Consider the following 17241-nt stretch of genomic DNA (forward strand, 5'->3'; position numbering starts at 1 on the left):
ACACAGATTGAAAAAAAGACTTAATTAAATCGGATTATTCAATTCAAAATATTCAGCTTCAATTGAAAACTGTTTTGAGATCGCTTGTGCCAAACGCTGAACTCCATAACGCTCAGTAGCATGGTGACCACAGGCGAAATAGTGAACCCCTAATTCTTTTGCTTCATAAAAAGTTCGTTCACTGACTTCACCTGAAATATAAGCATCACAATTTTGCAAAGCAGCTTTAGCAATAAAATCTTGAGCGCCGCCTGTACAGAAGCCTACTTTTTGAATGCTTTGCTTTTCTGCTGGTAAATGAATCACTTTAAAATCAAAACTGTTTTGAAGCTGTGCTTTAAACTCATCTACAGAAACTGCTTGCTCTAAATAACCAATATTACCAATCGGATGTTTCTCGGTTAAATCGAGTGGTTCTAAATTCTTCAAGTTTAGTTTTTCTGCAATCGCTACATTGTTGCCCAAAGTTAGGTGTGCATCTAAAGGTAGATGATAAGCGACTAATGAAATATTATTTTGAATGAGTTTTTTAATGCGGTTGCCTCGCATTCCAGTAATTGGATACGGTTCACCCTTCCAAAAATAACCATGATGTACGAGTAATAAATCTGCATTTTGAGCAATTGTTGCATCAATCGCATCTTCGGAAGCAGTAACCGCACAAACGATACGTTTTACTTCAGTTGAACCTTCAATTTGCAGGCCATTTGGTGCGTAATCTTTAAATTCTGCCGCTTTTAAGGTTTGGTCGCACCACTGAATAATTTCATGCAAATTTGCCATGATATTTCCTGAATTGAGTAGTAAATAATTGCTAAAGCTATAGAAACATATTTTGTTGTGTAACTAAAGCTAGACAAATCTTTTTTGACTTTTTTATGTATATCGACATATTTAATTTAAAATGCTTAACTGAAAACTCTTTTTGTTCAATATATTAATTTAATTAAAAACTTCTTTGCGTAGAGGATATGAACGTGCGCCGCACCTTTACATGGTTACCTTGGGTGTTACTTATTATTGTAATTGCCAGTTTTATTGCATGGCAAAAATACCATCAGCCGAAACCAACTGTTGCAGTTGATGGGGTGCAAATGCCTGCTGAGAAAGTTGAACCACTCGTTGATACTTCGAGAGCGGGCGGGGTGGTATCTTATAGCGCTGCAGTAAAAGTTGCAGCGCCAGCAGTTGTTAATATTTTTACGACCCAGAAAGTTAAACAAAATCATCCATTATTAAGTGATCCAGTATTCCGCGAATTTTTTGGAAATCAGGTTCCTGAACAACAACAGCAAAATGAAAATAGCTTAGGCTCTGGGGTTATTGTACGAGCTGATGGTTATATTCTGACGAATAATCATGTGATTGCTCAAGCTGATCAGATTGTAGTTGCATTACATGATGGTCGTCGTGCAGAAGCAACGATTGTTGGAACTGACCCTGATACCGATTTAGCCGTAATTAAAATCGATTTAGATAAATTACCGGTATTGCCATTTAAACTGAGTGGTAATGAAGTAGGTGATGTTGTCTTGGCTATTGGTAACCCATTTGGCGTAGGCCAAACGGTAACTCAAGGTATTATTTCTGCGACTGAACGCTCTGATTTAGGCATTAATACCTATGAAGACTTTATTCAAACAGACGCCGCAATTAATCCAGGTAACTCTGGTGGAGCATTAATTGATGTGGCTGGGAATTTAATCGGGGTAAATACTGCTATTTTCTCTCAGTCAGGTGGATCTTTAGGAATTGGTTTTGCAATTCCTGCTAAAGTTTGCCAACAAGTACTAAACTCAATATTGAAAGATGGTCGTGTAGTTCGTGGATGGTTAGGTATTAGTTTAGTACCACCTACCCAAGAAGATGTATTGGCACCAAAACAGCAAATTGGGGTGGTGGTTGCAGATGTCTTGAAAAATGGTCCAGCTGCATCAGCAGGTATTAAGATTGGTGATAAAATTATTCAGGTGAATAATCAACAAATCACTTCAGCATCTCATTTGATTAATTATGTTGCATTACAAGCGCCTAACAGCGAAATTAATGTAATGGTTGAGCGAGATGGGAAGCAACAAAACTTTGTGGTGACAGTAGGGGAAAGAAAAAACCAAAATACTCAATCACAATTTATACCGCTGCCTAAACAGTAAAGATAAAAAAGCCTCGTAATGAGGCTTTTTTCTTGGTGTTAATTAAGTATGAGATAGTGCTTGATGCTGATGTTTGAACTCAGTTAAAGCATCAATACGGTACTGAATGAGCATTTCACCAATCTCAGCACCTTTAATGTTTTCAGGTAAATCCTGAACTTTAATAGAGCGAACGATTTGCATCGCATCCAACATGTACTGAGCTTGTGGATAAGGTCGGTCTTCTAAACCTAATCTTCCTTTAGCATCACATTCACATGCTTGTACAAAAGCTTCAACTCTCTCAGGACGTCGTAACACATCTAGACGCTGTAATAGACGCCATACAGTTCCTGGTTTTAACGACATAATTTGATGACATTTTAGATGTTCTTTACACACTGATAATGCCAACTGTCGAGTTTGAGTTGGAACTTTTAAACGTTCACATAATTCGGTAACGGGTTTCACTCCACGTTCTTCATGCATGATATGACGAGGGAGTTCGTTAGCTGGAGTTAATGCTTTACCCAAATCATGTACTAAAACAGCAAATCGAACATCAAGCGAATAGTTTGATTTACAAGCTTGCTGTAACGACATTAAGGTATGTATACCGCAGTCCACTTCTGGATGATATTCAGGGCGCTGTGGTACACCAAATAATGCGTCAATTTCAGGGAAAAGATGTTTCAACGCCCCACAGTCACGCAATGTCTGAAAATAAACATCCGCATGATCTTCTAAAAGTGCGCGAGAAGTCTCTTTCCATACACGTTCTGGTGTTAAGGCATCAAGCTCACCTGATTCGGCCATGGTTTGCATAAGCTGGATTGTCTCTGGCGCAATCTGAAAACCATATGAAGAATAGCGAGCCGCAAAGCGTGCAACACGTAAAACACGTAAAGGATCTTCAGCAAAAGCTTCTGAAACATGACGCAAAGTTTTATTTTCTAAATCTGTTTGACCGCCATATGGATCGTATAATTTGCCATCTTGATCCATTGCTATGGCATTGATCGTTAAATCACGGCGGATTAAATCCTCTTCTAAACTTACTGTGGTATCGGTAAAAAATTGAAAGCCGTGGTAGCCTTTACCAGATTTTCTTTCAGTACGTGCAAGTGCATATTCTTCTTTCGTTTCGGGATGAAGAAACACAGGAAAATCTTTGCCTACAGGTTGAAAACCTTGGGCGAGCATGTGTTCCGGCGTTGCACCGACAACAACATAATCTTTTTCTTGATAGGGATGCCCAAGTAAAAAATCACGGACGGCACCGCCTACTAAATACACTTGCATGAAAAAACCTCTATTCTTCAAGCAATCATGCTACAGAATAGAGGTTTTCTCAAGTCATTAGAGATGCTTTTCGTAAAAAGCAGTTTCTAAATTACTTTTCTTGTTGTTGGATTTCAGCAACAGTTAAAGCAGTCATATTGATAAGACGACGAGTCGTTGCTGTCGGCGTTAAAATATGAACAGGTTTTGCTGCCCCAAGTAAAATTGGACCAATAGTAACGTTGTTACCAGAAGTCGCTTTCAACAAGTTAAACGAAATATTTGCTGCATCTAGGTTTGGCATAATGAGCAAGTTTGCCGAACCTTTGAAACGTGAGCCAGGGAATGCAAATTGACGAATGTTTTCGTCTAATGCTGCATCACCATGCATTTCACCTTCAACTTCAAGCTCAGGAGCTTGCTCAGATAAAATACGATAAACTTCACGCATTTTTTGAGCACTAGAGTCAGTCTGGTCACTACCAAAACTTGAATGAGAAAGTAGAGCTACACGCGGAGTAATACCAAAACGACGTACTTCTTCAGCTGCTAAAATAGTCATTTCAGCAAGTTGTTCAGCAGTCGGGTTTGTATTTACGTACGTATCAGCAATAAACAAGTTACGATCTTCAAGCATTAATGCATTTAGCGTGAAGAAGTTGTTCATACCTTCTTTTAGACCGATGACATTGCGTACAAAGTCAAGGTGAATGTTATAGCTACTGTAAGTACCACATAACATACCGTCTGCTTTACCGAATTTAACCAGTAGAGATGCAATTAAAGTTGAACGGCGACGAGCTTCACGTTGAGCATATTCAACAGTAATGCCTTTGCGTTGCATTGTTTGATAGTAGTCTTTCCAAAACTCTTCATACATCGGGTTTTGTTCTTGATCTACAATCTCAATGTTTACGCCATGTTGTAAACGTAAGCCTAATTTTTTGATATTAGCTTCAATTACAGCAGTACGACCTACTAAAATTGGTTTAGCTAAATCTTCATCAACTGCGATTTGCACTGCACGTAATACGCGCTCATCTTCACCTTCAGCGTATGCGATGCGTTTAGGATCAGTTTTTGCTTGAGCAAAAATCGGTTTCATCAAGAATGCAGAGTTATAAACAAACTCAGATAATTTTTGACGGTATGCAGAGAAATCTTCGATTGGACGAGTTGCGACACCTGAGTCCATTGCAGCTTTAGCAACAGCAGGAGCAATTTCTAAAATTAAACGTTGGTCAAGTGGGCGTGGAATTAAATAGTCACGGCCAAATGAAGCAGATTTTTCGCCATAAGTTGCTGCATCTGCTTCTACGTGTGCCATACGTGCAATTGCATGTACACATGCAATTTTCATGTCTTCATTAATCGTTGTTGCACCAACGTCAAGCGCACCACGGAAAATGTAAGGGAAACATAACGCGTTGTTTACTTGGTTTGGATAGTCAGAACGACCAGTTGCCATGATTACATCAGGACGTACTTCATGTGCATGTTCAGGTAAAATTTCTGGATCTGGGTTTGCTAAAGCAAAAATAATAGGGTTCTCAGCCATCTGTTTCACCATTTCTTTGGTGAGAATACCAGCAGCAGAAAGACCCAAGAACATATCAGCATCAGCCATTACTTCATGTAACTGAGTTGCTTTGATATCTTGAATATAACGTTTTTTCGATTCATCCAAGCCTTCACGTGAAGTAGTGAGTAGACCGCGAGAATCGGCAACAATAATATTTTCTTTATTTACGCCTAAAGCACAAAGTAAATCTAAACAAGAAAGGGCAGCAGCGCCTGCGCCTGAAGCTACAATTTTGATTTCATCAATTTTCTTATTTACAAGTTGCAATGCATTAAGCAAAGCTGAACCTACAATGATACTTGTACCGTGTTGATCGTCATGGAATACAGGAATTTTCATGCGTTCGCGAAGTTTCTTTTCGATATAGAAACATTCTGGCGCTTTAATATCTTCGAGGTTGATACCACCGAAAGTTGGCTCAAGAGAGGCAACAATATCTACAATTTTATCTGGATCGTTTTCTGCAATTTCGATGTCAAATACGTCAACACCAGCAAACTTTTTGAAGAGAACGCCTTTACCTTCCATTACAGGTTTAGAAGCTAATGGGCCAATATTACCTAAACCAAGAACAGCTGTACCGTTACTGACTACGGCAACCAAGTTTCCGCGAGCTGTATATTTAGCAGCAGCAGATGGATCACGTTCAATCTCTAAACATGGCGCAGCAACTCCTGGTGAGTAGGCTAGAGCCAAATCTCGTTGGTTGACAAGTTGCTTACTTGGGGTGACGCTGATTTTCCCTGGGTTTGGATATTCATGGTAATTTAAAGCGGCCTGTTTTAAAGATTGATCGTCCATCTGAGTCTCTATTTGATACAAAAAAGCAAACTAGTCAAATTGCTCATTTAGGGAGAGGCAACTCACTTCTTAACTACGCTTTAATTTTTACCAATTAAGAGAATAGTAGACGAATTGCCAATAGCCCCGTGGTGAGCTAAATGCTAAAGAATATAACACTACTTCTTTATTTCTCACAGTCAAAAACGCTCATTTTTGGAAAAAGCAGCATAGGTAAAATAGATGATTGGAACAATTAAGAAATATGCGGATTTGTTTGTAGATAAGGAATAATCTGCTCGGCAGGAATAGGACGACTAAAGAAATAGCCTTGTAAAAAATCACATTGTTGTTTTTGTAGATAGGTGACTTGTTCTTTTGTTTCTACACCTTCAGCAACCAGTTTAAGTCCCATACTTTTACCCATCGCGATCATTGCATTTACAATTGCTTCTTGTTTATGGTCACCAATTTTAGAAATAAAAGCACGATCAATTTTTAATACGTCAATTGGGTACTCTGTCAAATAGGCTAAAGAGGAATAACCCGTACCAAAGTCATCTAAAGCAATTGAGATATCTCGTTGTTTTATCGCATGTAATAGTGTTTTTACATTGGCAGTATTATCTAAAAGGGCTGACTCTGTAATTTCAAGTTCGAGATCTGAACCTTGAATATTATATTTTTGCAAAACCTCATCTAAGTCATTGAGTAATAAGCCTCGATGTATTTGTTGAGCGACGATATTTACAGAGACTTGAATATTGATATAACCAGCATTTTTCCACTCTTGGAGTTGCTTTCCAACTTTATCTAAAACAACTTTCCCAATATCTGAGATCAGGCTACTACGCTCAGCAAAAGGTATAAACATATTTGGCAGGATTAATCCTTTTTCAGAATGCTGCCAACGAATGAGTGCTTCAAAACCAATAATTGATTGATCGTGTAGATTAATTTTGGGCTGGTAATAAATGACAAATTCATCATTTTGAATGGCTTTACGTAGCTCTTGCTCTAAATCGGCAGTTTTATATGAGTGATTTGTTTTATTGCAGTAATAGCAAATTGTATTACCACCTAAACGTTTTGCCTCGGAAAGTGCTTGCTCTGCATGATTGTTGAGATGATCAATTTGTCTGCCATGTTCAGGAAAACATGCAACACCGATAGATGCGGTAATAAAATATTCGTGATTATCAATGTAAAAAGGTGCATTGAGTGCTTGTAAAATATTTTGGCAATATTGCTCAACATTTGGATGAATTGGCGAAATCTCATAAATGATTGCGAAATCATCACTATTTAAATAGGCAACTAAAATCGCATTGATATTGATTAAGCGTAATCTTTGTGCGAACTGTTTAAGTAATTCATCACCACTATCATTATTTAAAAATTCATTGAAAGCTCGGAAGCGGTCAATATTTACCCGTATTAAAGCTAAATTTTTAATGTTATATGAAGGGTTTACAAGATATTGGTGTAATTGATTGTAGTAGTAAAGGCGGTTAGGCAGGTGGGTGAGGCTATCGTAGTTTTTTAAGTAAGATAGATGTTGCTCTTGGCGCTTTTGCTCAGTGAGGTCACGTGCAAATCCAATATAATTGGTAATTTGATTGAATTCATCTTTGACCACATTGATATGCAACCATAAATATACGCTTTTACCAGAACTGAACATTTCATCAAACTGGCCCATATATTCTCCTGTCTCCAGAAGTTGTTGCGTTATTGATGTATGAAACTGTTGTTGCAATTCTTTTTGATTAATTGTAATGCTAAATAGTTCTTTATTCAGAATTTCTGACTTAGAAAATCCGGTTAATTTTTCATAGTAGGGATTTACATCAATATAGTTTAGGTGCTCATCTAAAATAAATATTCCTTCCGCAGCTTGCTCGAGCACAATTGCAGATAGCCTTAGATGTTCTTGATCCTTCTTCTCTTGATGTATATCGCGGGTCATTCCTACCATACGAAGCGCTTTTTGTGTCTTTGGATCTCTAGTGATGACACGGCCTACATCATGAATCCATCTCCAAGAACCATCTCGACGTAAAATTCGAAAGGTGATATTAAAATGATCTGTAACGCCTTCCAAATGTTGTTTTAAACGTTCGTTAAAAAGTTTTTTATCGCTTGGGTGTATACGATCTAATATGGTATTGAGATGAATAATGGCGGTTTGAGTTTGTTTTTGTTGATCGAAAAACGTAATTTCTAATCTTTGACTTTCAATATCCCAATCCCAAGGTCGAATACCCGCAGTTTCATGTGCAAAAGCTAAATTATAGTGATGGCTTTCGAGTTGCTCATTCATTTTTGTGAGATCATAGGTACGTTCTCGTACTTTTTGCTCAAGTAAATGATTATTAAATTGAAGCTGGGCTTCAATATCTTTGGACTTATTCACTTCTTGTTGGAGTTGTACACATAATTCTTCAGCCCATTGGGTATGCTGGTCTGAAATTTGAACAAGCTGTTTGTTTTTTAATAATAATTGAGAGATCTTTTGGTAATTGCGTTGAGTTGCATATGCACAAAGCACAGTTGCCACAAAGGTGAGGTTATAGGCGAAATAAAAAGGTAGCTGAGTAATTGGATTATGTGTGAATTGAGCAATTAGTAGAGGGAAGGTGCTAGGAATAAATAAGAGATAAAAATATCGGGGTTGTTGGGTTAAAAAAGTAAGACCGATGATATGAGCCGAAGTAATAAATAAAGCAATTAAAATATGAGCATCTGGTAGTGCAATTAAGTCAGGAGGTAGATAGAAATGAATAATTGTGACATTTATTCCAATTAAAATTCCTGAGAATAAACAAATACTTTGTAAGACACGATCAGCTTTTTTTGTAAAATCAATCGTGCGATAGTGGGTTAAAATATTTGGAATAAATAATAAGCAGACAAGAGCGACGACGGTAAGGCCAATAGACCAGCTAAATATTGTTATTGTAGATGAAAAATAGTAAGAAAAAATACCATATGAAATGAGGCACAGTAATATCAGGCTAATTAAATACCAGCGGATATATTGAGTTGAAAGTTTCAGCTGTTCAATTTTTGTTTGATGCTGTAGATATTCTTCCTGAAGCCCAGACATAAGATTTTTCTATCCTATTTTTTTACATATATACAGAAAGAATCTGATTTATCAGTGAAAAAGAGTTTGAAATTTTATTCATACAATAAAAGTAAGTTAACTTTAAATAATGATTTAATCAATGTGCAGAGAACTTAGGTGGATAAAAATCGATAATTTAAAATAGACAAGGCAACAACAGGGGCAGTTTCTGTACGCAAAACTCGGTCACCAATACACCAGTTCATAAATCCAGCTTGATTGGCTTGGGTAATTTCATTTTCACTTAGTCCACCTTCTGGGCCAATCAATAAGGCAAGTTCAGGCTGTATCCCCGCCAATACATCTTTTTGTTCTTTTTCTGGCGCTAAAACAAATTTAGATTGAGGAAGCTCAGAAGAACTTAACCATTCATGAAGAGAAATAGGCGCTAGTACTTCTGGAACCAAGTTCAAGCCACATTGTTCACATGCTGCAATTGCAACAGCTTGCCAGTGATCTAATTTTTTTTGATCTCGATCGTATTTTAAGCGCATTTCACAACGCTCACTTGTTAGCAATTGAATCTGGCTTACACCTAATTCAGTGGCTTTCTGAATGGCATAATCCATTCGATCGCCTTTACTCATGACTTGACCTAAAACAGCTTTAAAAGGGGCATCACGGTTTGCAGGGTTAAAATTCTCAATGGTGACAAACGCATTTTTTTTATTAATTTCGGACAAAGTCGCGAGATATTCACCACCTTGTCCATTAAATAGAGTCGCTTGTTCTTGTAGTTGTGCACGTAAAACGCGTACCCAATGATGGAATACTGATTCTGTCAGTTGAATTGTTGAACCAACTGTAAGTTCAGTTTCGATAAAAAAACGGTTCATTGGGTACGCCTTACAAAATTAATTTAAACCAAGATCAACAACAAGTTGACGAGTTGGTTCGACTTGATTCATTGAATAGAAGTGTAAGCTTGGTGCGCCACCTGCAATAAGGCGTTCGCATAGCTTAACAACAACTTCATGACCGAAAGCTTTGATACTTTCACTGTCATCACCATAGGCTTGTAATTGCTTACGGATCCAGCGAGGAATTTCAGCACCCGTACCGTCTGCAAAGCGAATTAAGTTGCTTGCATTGGTAATAGGCATGATTCCTGGAGCCACCGGAATGTTAATTCCAGCTTGCTCTAAACGCTCTATAAAATAAAAGTACGAATCTGGATTAAAGAAGAATTGAGTAATTCCTGCATTGGCACCAGCTTGTACTTTTTCAATAAAACGTTGAATATCTGAATCAAGGTTTTCAGCTTGAGGATGCATTTCTGGATAAGCTGCAACTTCAATATGAAAATGGTCACCTGAGTGCTCACGAATAAAACGTACTAAATCCTGCGCGTAAGGAAGTTCCCCAAGTCCAACCTGACCAGAAGGTAAATCACCGCGTAAAGCAACAATACGGTTAATACCTTGAGCTTTATATAAATCCAGTAACTCAGCAATACGAGCTTTATCATCACCAATACAAGAAAGGTGAGGTGCAACTGGTGTACCTTTACCATTGAAATCATCAATAGCAGCAAGAGTACGTTCGCGAGTAGAACCACCAGCCCCATAAGTAATTGAGAAAAACTCAGGGTTTAGAAGTTGTAATTCTTGGTGAACAATACGAAGTTTTTCAGCACCAGCATCAGTTTTTGGTGGAAAAAACTCAAAAGAAATAGGTGTACGTTTAGTCATGTCAAATCCTTGTAAACAGCGAAACATTTTAGAAAAAAGGGCAGTCGGTTCACCGTCTGCCCTTAAGTTCTTAGTATTTGTAAGCGTCAGACTTGAATGGTCCCTCAACAGCTACGCCTAAATAATCGGCTTGCTCTTGAGTTAACTGGGTAAGTACACCACCGAAACCTGCAACCATTGCAGCAGCAACTTCTTCGTCAAGTTTCTTAGGAAGAACTTCTACACGAATTTTTGCAGCTTTTTCATTTGCAGGAAGATCAGCAAATTTCTCTTGGAATAAGTGAATTTGACCTAAAACTTGGTTAGCAAAAGAGCCATCCATTACACGTGATGGGTGACCAGTTGCATTACCTAGGTTTACAAGGCGACCTTCAGAAAGAAGGATAAGGTAGTTATTTTCATCTTCTGAACGATAAACTTGGTGAACTTGTGGCTTAACTTCAACCCACTTGTAACCACGTAAATAAGCTGTATCAATTTCTGTGTCGAAGTGACCGATGTTACATACAACTGCACCAGCTTTTAAGCTGTCTAACATTGCTGCATCGCACACGTGGTAGTTACCAGTAGTGGTTACAACAAGGTCAGTATTTCCAAGTAAGTCGTGGTTAATATCTTCTTTTTTGCCTGTTTGTACGCCGTTTTTGTATGGAGATACAACTTCATAGCCGTCCATACATGCTTGCATTGCACAAATTGGGTCAACTTCAGTTACACGAACGATCATGCCTTCTTGACGTAAAGATTGAGCAGAACCTTTACCTACGTCACCATAACCCACTACAAGTGCGCGACGGCCAGACAAAAGCATGTCAGTTGCACGTTTGATTGCGTCATTTAATGAGTGACGGCAACCATATTTGTTGTCGTTTTTAGATTTAGTAACCGAGTCATTTACGTTAATTGCAGGAACTTTCAAAGAACCGTCTTTCCACATTTCGATAAGACGTTGAACACCTGTTGTAGTTTCTTCGGTAATACCGTGAATACGTTCTAAAAGCGCAGGATATTTTTCATGAACAAGAGCAGTTAAATCACCGCCATCGTCCAAGATCATGTTGGCATCCCAAGGTTGGCCATTTACATTGATCTGTTGCTCTAAACACCATACGTATTCTTCTTCAGTTTCACCTTTCCAAGCAAAAACTGGAATACCGCGAGCAGCAATTGCAGCAGCAGCGTGGTCTTGAGTTGAGAAAATGTTACATGATGTCCAGCGTACTTCAGCACCTAATTCAACAAGCGTTTCAATAAGAACCGCTGTTTGAATGGTCATGTGAATACAACCAAGAATTTTTGCGCCAGCAAGTGGTTTAGAAGCTGCATAGCGTTTACGTAAGCCGATCAAAGCTGGCATTTCTGCTTCAGCAAGTTTGATTTCTTTACGGCCGTAGTCAGCAAGAGAAATATCAGCAACTTTGTAATCTGTAAATGAAGCATTAACCGCGTTCATCAGGATCTCCTAGGAAAAAATAGTATTGATCATTCTGTTCGCGGATGCCGTTGTTGGTTAAAACGACTGTTTAACCGATCGTCGAGCCTGGCAAATTGATCTTTAGTGCCGATCAATTGTCGCAGCATCCCTCGACTAGCGAAACATTGTACTTGGAAAAGCTTTTAGTGCCAATCCAGTTTTGTTTATTATCTGCGTAATTATCACTTTAGATTCTAATTATGGCATTAAATATTCCCGAGTCGTTGGCAAGCCTAGAGTCAAACTGTGGCGTTTTTGCAGTTTGGATGTTACTTCAGCATCATGGAGTACAAATTGATGTGGTTGAGCTGATTAATGTTTGCCGACACGATGAAGGAGGCACCTATACTATTGCCTTAGCTGTTGCTTTAAAGAAACTAGGATTTGAAGTGTCATTTCATTCAGATGAGGATCCTAGCATTAGCCAAAGCGAACGCATGAGCTATAAAGAAGCAAAGGTATTAAAAATTCCAACTGGACCAGCGCTGAGCTATCAAGATATTCAAGCTGCAATTCAAAACGGAAAAATGGTGATTGTGTACTACGATACTTTAGAAGGTGTTGGAAATCAGTCGCTCACTTATTCTATAGATCAAAATGAAATCTGCTTTTTTGATAGTTTTGAACCGATGTCAGCGGCAGTTTTTGAAAAGCAGCGTCAAGTAGAGGGGATTTGCCGTCAGGCTATTGTGATTAATGATCGTAATTTTCAGATGCAATCATCCAAATTGAATTAGATAAGAAGAGCCAGTAGAGTGCTGGCTCATATTGAAGTTATTTTTGTTGATATTCTTGAATGACTTCTAAAGCAGCACGAAAAGCTTCTTGTGTAGCAGGGGCACCGCAATATGGCAAGCTGTGCAATAAAGTTTCTTGAATCTCTTCAACTGTACAACCATTGTTGAGTGCACCACGAACATGGCCTTTGAGTTCAGTTGGTGATTTAAGTGCCGTGAGCATTGCCAAAGTAATTAATGAACGATATTTACGAGGTAGCACACCTTCACGCTGCCAAGTCGATCCCCATGCATGTTCATTAATCCAGTCTTGTAAAGGCTGGGTAAAGGGTACGGTATTTTCTTGGGCACGTTTTACAAAAGCTTCTCCCATCACTTCTGTGCGTACTTTTAATCCATTTTCGTAATCTTGCTTAGACATTAATTTCTCCTAAAAATAAAAGCGTCAATTGACGCTTTTATGGCTGTTTATTAATTAATGCGAATCAAGTGTGATTGCAATAGTGAATTAGTGGAGGCATCAGTCACTAAATTTGATGAGGGTTCGAAAAAGGAAGATCTTTATTTAAATCTTCATCAAAAACATCGGTAAGCATGCTATCGAATCGAATTGCGTTGTATTGCAATAATTGTTGAGCTTCGCTTTCAGAAATAAAGCCTTCTTTTATCGCTTGTGCAATATTCTCTTCGAAAGTAAGTCCTGTAAATTTGCCTTTAGATTCAGCTTTTTTAAACTTATCCCAAAGTGGTTCAAGTGTTCGTAGAATTTGGAAAGCATGCTCTAAACGACCAGTTACATCATCGGCTTTGGTTGAATAAAATACGTGATGCTTAAGCTGTTCTCTGAAAGGATGCTCTTGCATCATAAGTTCAGCGACTTCTTGTTTTAACTCATCATCTGGTTTTGAAATAACACGACCAAAAGGGAAACAGATCCATTTGACAAATGCTGCTGGAAGTCTAGCTGGGAAGTTTTCAAATAATCCCCAAAATGCTTCCTGAATATTCAAGAAAGCTTTTTGTAGTGCTAATTTAGCGTGAAGTTGTTCAGCTTCAGTTTTTTGCCCAGCTTCATAAAATTTTAAAATCGCAGTAGAAATAAAGAGGTGCGCGTGAATATCTGCCAAGCGGCCTGATAACATTTCTTTGCGTTTTAAGTCGCCTGCAAGTAGGCCAAGTGACATATCTGAAACAAGTGCGAAGTTGGCACTAAAACGATTAATCGTTTTATAGTAACTTGCAGTGAATTGATCTGCTGACTGAGGCGCATCACTTGAGCCACCTGTCCAACCGTAGGCAAATGATCTTGCACCACGGTTAAAGGTATAGGCTAAATGTTTAAATAACAAATCATCGAATTTTTTGACTGAGTTATTTTTATCTTCAGATTGAAGGAGTTGTAACTCTTCAAATAGATAAGGATGACAACGCATTGAGCCTTGACCAAAAATCATCAATGAACGGGTCAAAATATTTGCGCCTTCTACCGTAATAGCAATTGGAATTGCTTGATAGGTAAGGGCAAGGAAATTACGTGGCCCAAGTTGAATTGCACGTCCTCCAGCAATATCCATTCCGTGATTGACAACTTTACGCATCGTTTCAGTTGCATAATATTTTGCCATGGCAGTCATCACGGCAGGTGTTCCACCTTGGTTTAAGCCACATGTCACTAAATAACGGAATGCTTCAAGCATATAGGCATCGCTGGCAATTTCACTGGTTGCTTCTTGTACGCCTTCAAATTTACCGACAGAAATATTAAATTGCTGGCGAATTTTCGCAAAAGCACCAACGGTTAAATAACTCATTTCACCTGCGGCTGTTGCTAGAGCTGGAAGGGAAATACCACGGCCTACACCTAAACATTCCATGAGCATTCGCCAGCCTTTTCCGGCATTTTCTTGACCACCAATAATCCAGTCAATAGGAATAAAAACATCTTCTCCTTCTACTGTTCCATTCATAAATGGTGAACCAGGATAATGGCGTGCTCCTATTTTTACACCCGTATGACTTGCAGGAATTAAGGCACAAGTAATACCGTATTCTGTTTTGTTTTTATCTCCCAGTAGGCCTTCTGGGTCATAAAGTTTAAAGGCTAGACCAACAACGGTGGCAATTGGCGCAAGCGTAATCCAGCGTTTAGAGAAATTCATGCGAAGTCCAAGGACTTGAGCACCTTCATATTCACCGTAGCAAACAACACCTGAATCTGGAATGGCGCCTGCATCTGAACCTGCTTCTGGGCTGGTTAAACCAAAGCATGGGATCTCTTCACCTTTAGCAAGGCCCGGTAAATACTGCTGTTTTTGTGCATCTGTACCATAGTGCATGAGTAGCTCACCCGGTCCTAACGAGTTTGGAACCATACAACTCACAGCTGTGGTGAGTGAGCGGGAAGCAATTTTGCTCATAATACGGCTTTGGGCAAATGAGCTAAATTCTTTGCCACCAAAGGACTTTGGAATAATGAGGCCTAAAAAACCTTTGTCTTTAATAAATTGCCAAACTTCAGGTGGTAGATCTTTTAAGTGATGATGAATCTCCCATTCATCTAACATGCTACAAAGGAGCTCAACTTCATTGTCGATAAAACTTTGTTCTTCTGCTGACAAGGTTGGGTAGGGATATTTTTCAAATTGAGACCAATCGGGTGCCCCCATAAATAATTCTTTTTCCCACCAACTGGTACCTGCCTCTAAAGCCTCTTGTTCAGTCGTACTGATGCTCGGCATTGAGTTTGCTAATGTTTTATATGCAGGTTGAGTAATCAGATTAAAGCGTAATGGTGCAAATAAAATAATGATACTAAGGACAATAAGGGGAATACCTAAAAGGAGAGCCCATGGCGTTAGTATGAGTGCAGTAAGTATGGCTACAGCAATCGTAATAACACTACCAATGGTTCTGTTTAGATTAAAAAAGAAAATTGCCCATATTGCAAAAAGCTGAATGACAACGCTTAAAACAAAGAGTAGGAAAATCATACTTGCTCCTTGCTAGATAAGCCCTCAAGTTAGAAGTTACAAAAAAGCGAGGAGAGATTTAAGGCTTAACTAGCTAATTTTTAATGCTGTTTAAATTTAATTTTTTATGTCGCAATTGATGTATATGCTAGAGCAGGGATATATCGTACTTTTAGGTATAAGATATTTTTAAGTGAAAGTGTAATGGGTTGTTTTATCGATTTGTCAAGAAATGTTATTGATTTTCTTATACAAATAAAAAGCCCTCTAACGTAGAGGGCTTTTATAGATATTTAATTTTTAAGCTTCGACAACTTGAACAGCGATTTTTTTAGCTGGATCTACTTTGCGACGAACTTCTGGTACTGGTTCACCGTGGTATTGACGATCAGCAAAGTAACTTGAACGAACCATTGGTGCAGACCAAATATTTCTAAAGCCAAGTTTACGGCCATGCTCTGCATAACGTTCGAACTCTTCTGGCGTTACAAAGCGGTCAATTGGCGCGTGTTGTTTAGAAGGTTGTAAGTATTGACCAATAGTCACATAGTCAACATCGTGAGCGCGCAAGTCATCAAGCAATGCAATAACTTCTTCTTCAGTTTCACCAATACCCACCATCAAACCACATTTTGTTGGGATATCAGGGCAATATTCTTTAAACATTTTTAATAAGTTTAAAGAATGTTGATAGTCTGAACCTGGGCGCATTGCTTTATAGAGACGTGGCACAGTCTCAATGTTGTGGTTAAATACATCTGGCGGACATTCAGTCATAATGCGTAAAGCAATATCCATACGTCCACGGAAATCTGGTACTAAAATCTCAAGCAATGTATTTGGGCTTAGTGCACGAGCTTCTTTGATACAGTCCACAAAGTGTTGTGCACCGCCGTCAAGCAAGTCATCACGGTCAACCGAAGTAATTACTGCATACTTGAGTTTAAGATTAGCAATTGTCTCTGCCATGTGACGAGGTTCATCTGCATCGAGTGCATTTGGACGGCCATGTGCTACATCACAGAAAGGGCAACGACGTGTACAAATATCACCCATGATCATGAATGTTGCTGTACCACCACCAAAACATTCTGGTAGGTTTGGACAAGCAGCTTCTTCACAAACGGTATGGAGTTTTTGAGCACGTAAAGTGGTTTTAATACGCTGAACTTCTTCTGGTGCCGTCATCTTGACACGAATCCAGTCAGGTTTACGCGGCACTTCAACCGTAGGTACAACTTTTACAGGAATTCTTGCGACTTTTTCTGCGCCACGAAGTTTTACACCCTGTTCAGGTTTACGGTGTTCTGACATATTTAACTTTTCCACTCGTTTATAGAGACATTGACATTGTATTATAGCGAACTTCTGCAGTTAATAGCGGAAAATAACTATTCATATAATAAATGTGGTTATTCAGAAATATAGGGTTGAGAAATACATAAATTCACCGCATATTAGCCAT

The 17241-nt window shown here is 38.6% G+C and carries 12 protein-coding genes; 2 read left to right on the top strand and 10 right to left on the bottom strand.

The window, feature by feature from the left end:
- Positions 1-24 precede the first annotated feature (24 nt).
- Positions 25-783: a Nif3-like dinuclear metal center hexameric protein gene (locus B806_RS0109760; protein WP_017386556.1), complete on the bottom strand. Its 759-nt coding sequence runs from the start codon at positions 781-783 to the stop codon at positions 25-27.
- Positions 784-977: 194 nt separating this feature from the next.
- On the opposite strand from B806_RS0109760, the gene B806_RS0109765 reads away from it, so the two are divergent.
- Positions 978-2153, top strand: a complete 1176-nt coding sequence (locus B806_RS0109765; RefSeq protein WP_005068179.1) for a trypsin-like peptidase domain-containing protein — start codon at positions 978-980, stop codon at positions 2151-2153.
- 42 nt (positions 2154-2195) lie between these two features.
- Here B806_RS0109765 and B806_RS0109770 read toward each other — a convergent pair whose 3' ends face one another.
- The 6 genes from B806_RS0109770 to ahcY all read right to left on the bottom strand — a co-directional run bounded on the left by B806_RS0109770 (position 2196) and on the right by ahcY (position 12049).
- Positions 2196-3434: a multifunctional CCA addition/repair protein gene (locus B806_RS0109770; RefSeq protein WP_017402964.1), complete on the bottom strand. Its 1239-nt coding sequence runs from the start codon at positions 3432-3434 to the stop codon at positions 2196-2198.
- A gap of 91 nt (positions 3435-3525) precedes the next feature.
- Positions 3526-5796: an NADP-dependent malic enzyme gene (locus tag B806_RS0109775; protein ID WP_017386554.1), complete on the bottom strand. Its 2271-nt coding sequence runs from the start codon at positions 5794-5796 to the stop codon at positions 3526-3528.
- A gap of 235 nt (positions 5797-6031) precedes the next feature.
- Complete coding sequence (locus B806_RS0109785) at positions 6032-8884, bottom strand: GGDEF domain-containing phosphodiesterase (protein ID WP_017402965.1); 2853 nt, start codon at positions 8882-8884, stop codon at positions 6032-6034.
- A gap of 134 nt (positions 8885-9018) precedes the next feature.
- Positions 9019-9741, bottom strand: a complete 723-nt coding sequence (locus B806_RS0109790) for a 16S rRNA (uracil(1498)-N(3))-methyltransferase (RefSeq protein ID WP_014207254.1) — start codon at positions 9739-9741, stop codon at positions 9019-9021.
- An 18-nt stretch (positions 9742-9759) separates the two neighbouring features.
- Positions 9760-10596, bottom strand: coding sequence for a methylenetetrahydrofolate reductase [NAD(P)H] (metF, locus tag B806_RS0109795; protein ID WP_017386552.1), 837 nt, complete (start codon positions 10594-10596; stop codon positions 9760-9762).
- 70 nt (positions 10597-10666) lie between these two features.
- Positions 10667-12049 (bottom strand): adenosylhomocysteinase, encoded by a 1383-nt coding sequence (gene ahcY / locus B806_RS0109800; protein ID WP_016145934.1) that lies wholly within the window; start codon positions 12047-12049, stop codon positions 10667-10669.
- Positions 12050-12270: 221 nt separating this feature from the next.
- On the opposite strand from ahcY, the gene B806_RS0109805 reads away from it, so the two are divergent.
- Entirely contained in the window at positions 12271-12807 is a 537-nt protein-coding gene (locus tag B806_RS0109805; protein WP_017386551.1) for a cysteine peptidase family C39 domain-containing protein, read from the top strand.
- A 37-nt stretch (positions 12808-12844) separates the two neighbouring features.
- Here the strand turns inward: B806_RS0109805 and B806_RS0109810 are convergent, their stop codons facing one another.
- The 3 genes from B806_RS0109810 to lipA all read right to left on the bottom strand — a co-directional run bounded on the left by B806_RS0109810 (position 12845) and on the right by lipA (position 17090).
- Complete coding sequence (locus B806_RS0109810) at positions 12845-13228, bottom strand: carboxymuconolactone decarboxylase family protein (protein WP_000043120.1); 384 nt, start codon at positions 13226-13228, stop codon at positions 12845-12847.
- A 106-nt stretch (positions 13229-13334) separates the two neighbouring features.
- Entirely contained in the window at positions 13335-15797 is a 2463-nt protein-coding gene (locus B806_RS0109815; protein WP_017402966.1) for an acyl-CoA dehydrogenase, read from the bottom strand.
- Positions 15798-16076: 279 nt separating this feature from the next.
- Positions 16077-17090 (bottom strand): lipoyl synthase, encoded by a 1014-nt coding sequence (lipA, locus tag B806_RS0109820; protein ID WP_002118167.1) that lies wholly within the window; start codon positions 17088-17090, stop codon positions 16077-16079.
- Positions 17091-17241 lie beyond the last annotated feature (151 nt).

The organism is Acinetobacter sp. TG2027 (genome assembly GCF_000302435.1).
In the GTDB taxonomy this organism is placed as follows: domain Bacteria; phylum Pseudomonadota; class Gammaproteobacteria; order Pseudomonadales; family Moraxellaceae; genus Acinetobacter; species Acinetobacter pittii.

Excerpts from the sequence above, each read along its gene's own strand:
- B806_RS0109760 (WP_017386556.1), bottom strand. The coding sequence starts at position 783 with ATGGCAAATTTGCATGAAATTATTCAGTGGTGCGACCAAACCTTAAAA.
- B806_RS0109770 (WP_017402964.1), bottom strand. The coding sequence starts at position 3,434 with ATGCAAGTGTATTTAGTAGGCGGTGCCGTCCGTGATTTTTTACTTGGG.
- B806_RS0109775 (WP_017386554.1), bottom strand. The coding sequence starts at position 5,796 with ATGGACGATCAATCTTTAAAACAGGCCGCTTTAAATTACCATGAATAT.
- B806_RS0109785 (WP_017402965.1), bottom strand. The coding sequence starts at position 8,884 with ATGTCTGGGCTTCAGGAAGAATATCTACAGCATCAAACAAAAATTGAA.
- B806_RS0109790 (WP_014207254.1), bottom strand. The coding sequence starts at position 9,741 with ATGAACCGTTTTTTTATCGAAACTGAACTTACAGTTGGTTCAACAATT.
- metF (WP_017386552.1), bottom strand. The coding sequence starts at position 10,596 with ATGACTAAACGTACACCTATTTCTTTTGAGTTTTTTCCACCAAAAACT.
- ahcY (WP_016145934.1), bottom strand. The coding sequence starts at position 12,049 with ATGAACGCGGTTAATGCTTCATTTACAGATTACAAAGTTGCTGATATT.
- B806_RS0109805 (WP_017386551.1), top strand. The coding sequence starts at position 12,271 with ATGGCATTAAATATTCCCGAGTCGTTGGCAAGCCTAGAGTCAAACTGT.
- B806_RS0109810 (WP_000043120.1), bottom strand. The coding sequence starts at position 13,228 with ATGTCTAAGCAAGATTACGAAAATGGATTAAAAGTACGCACAGAAGTG.
- B806_RS0109815 (WP_017402966.1), bottom strand. The coding sequence starts at position 15,797 with ATGATTTTCCTACTCTTTGTTTTAAGCGTTGTCATTCAGCTTTTTGCA.
- lipA (WP_002118167.1), bottom strand. The coding sequence starts at position 17,090 with ATGTCAGAACACCGTAAACCTGAACAGGGTGTAAAACTTCGTGGCGCA.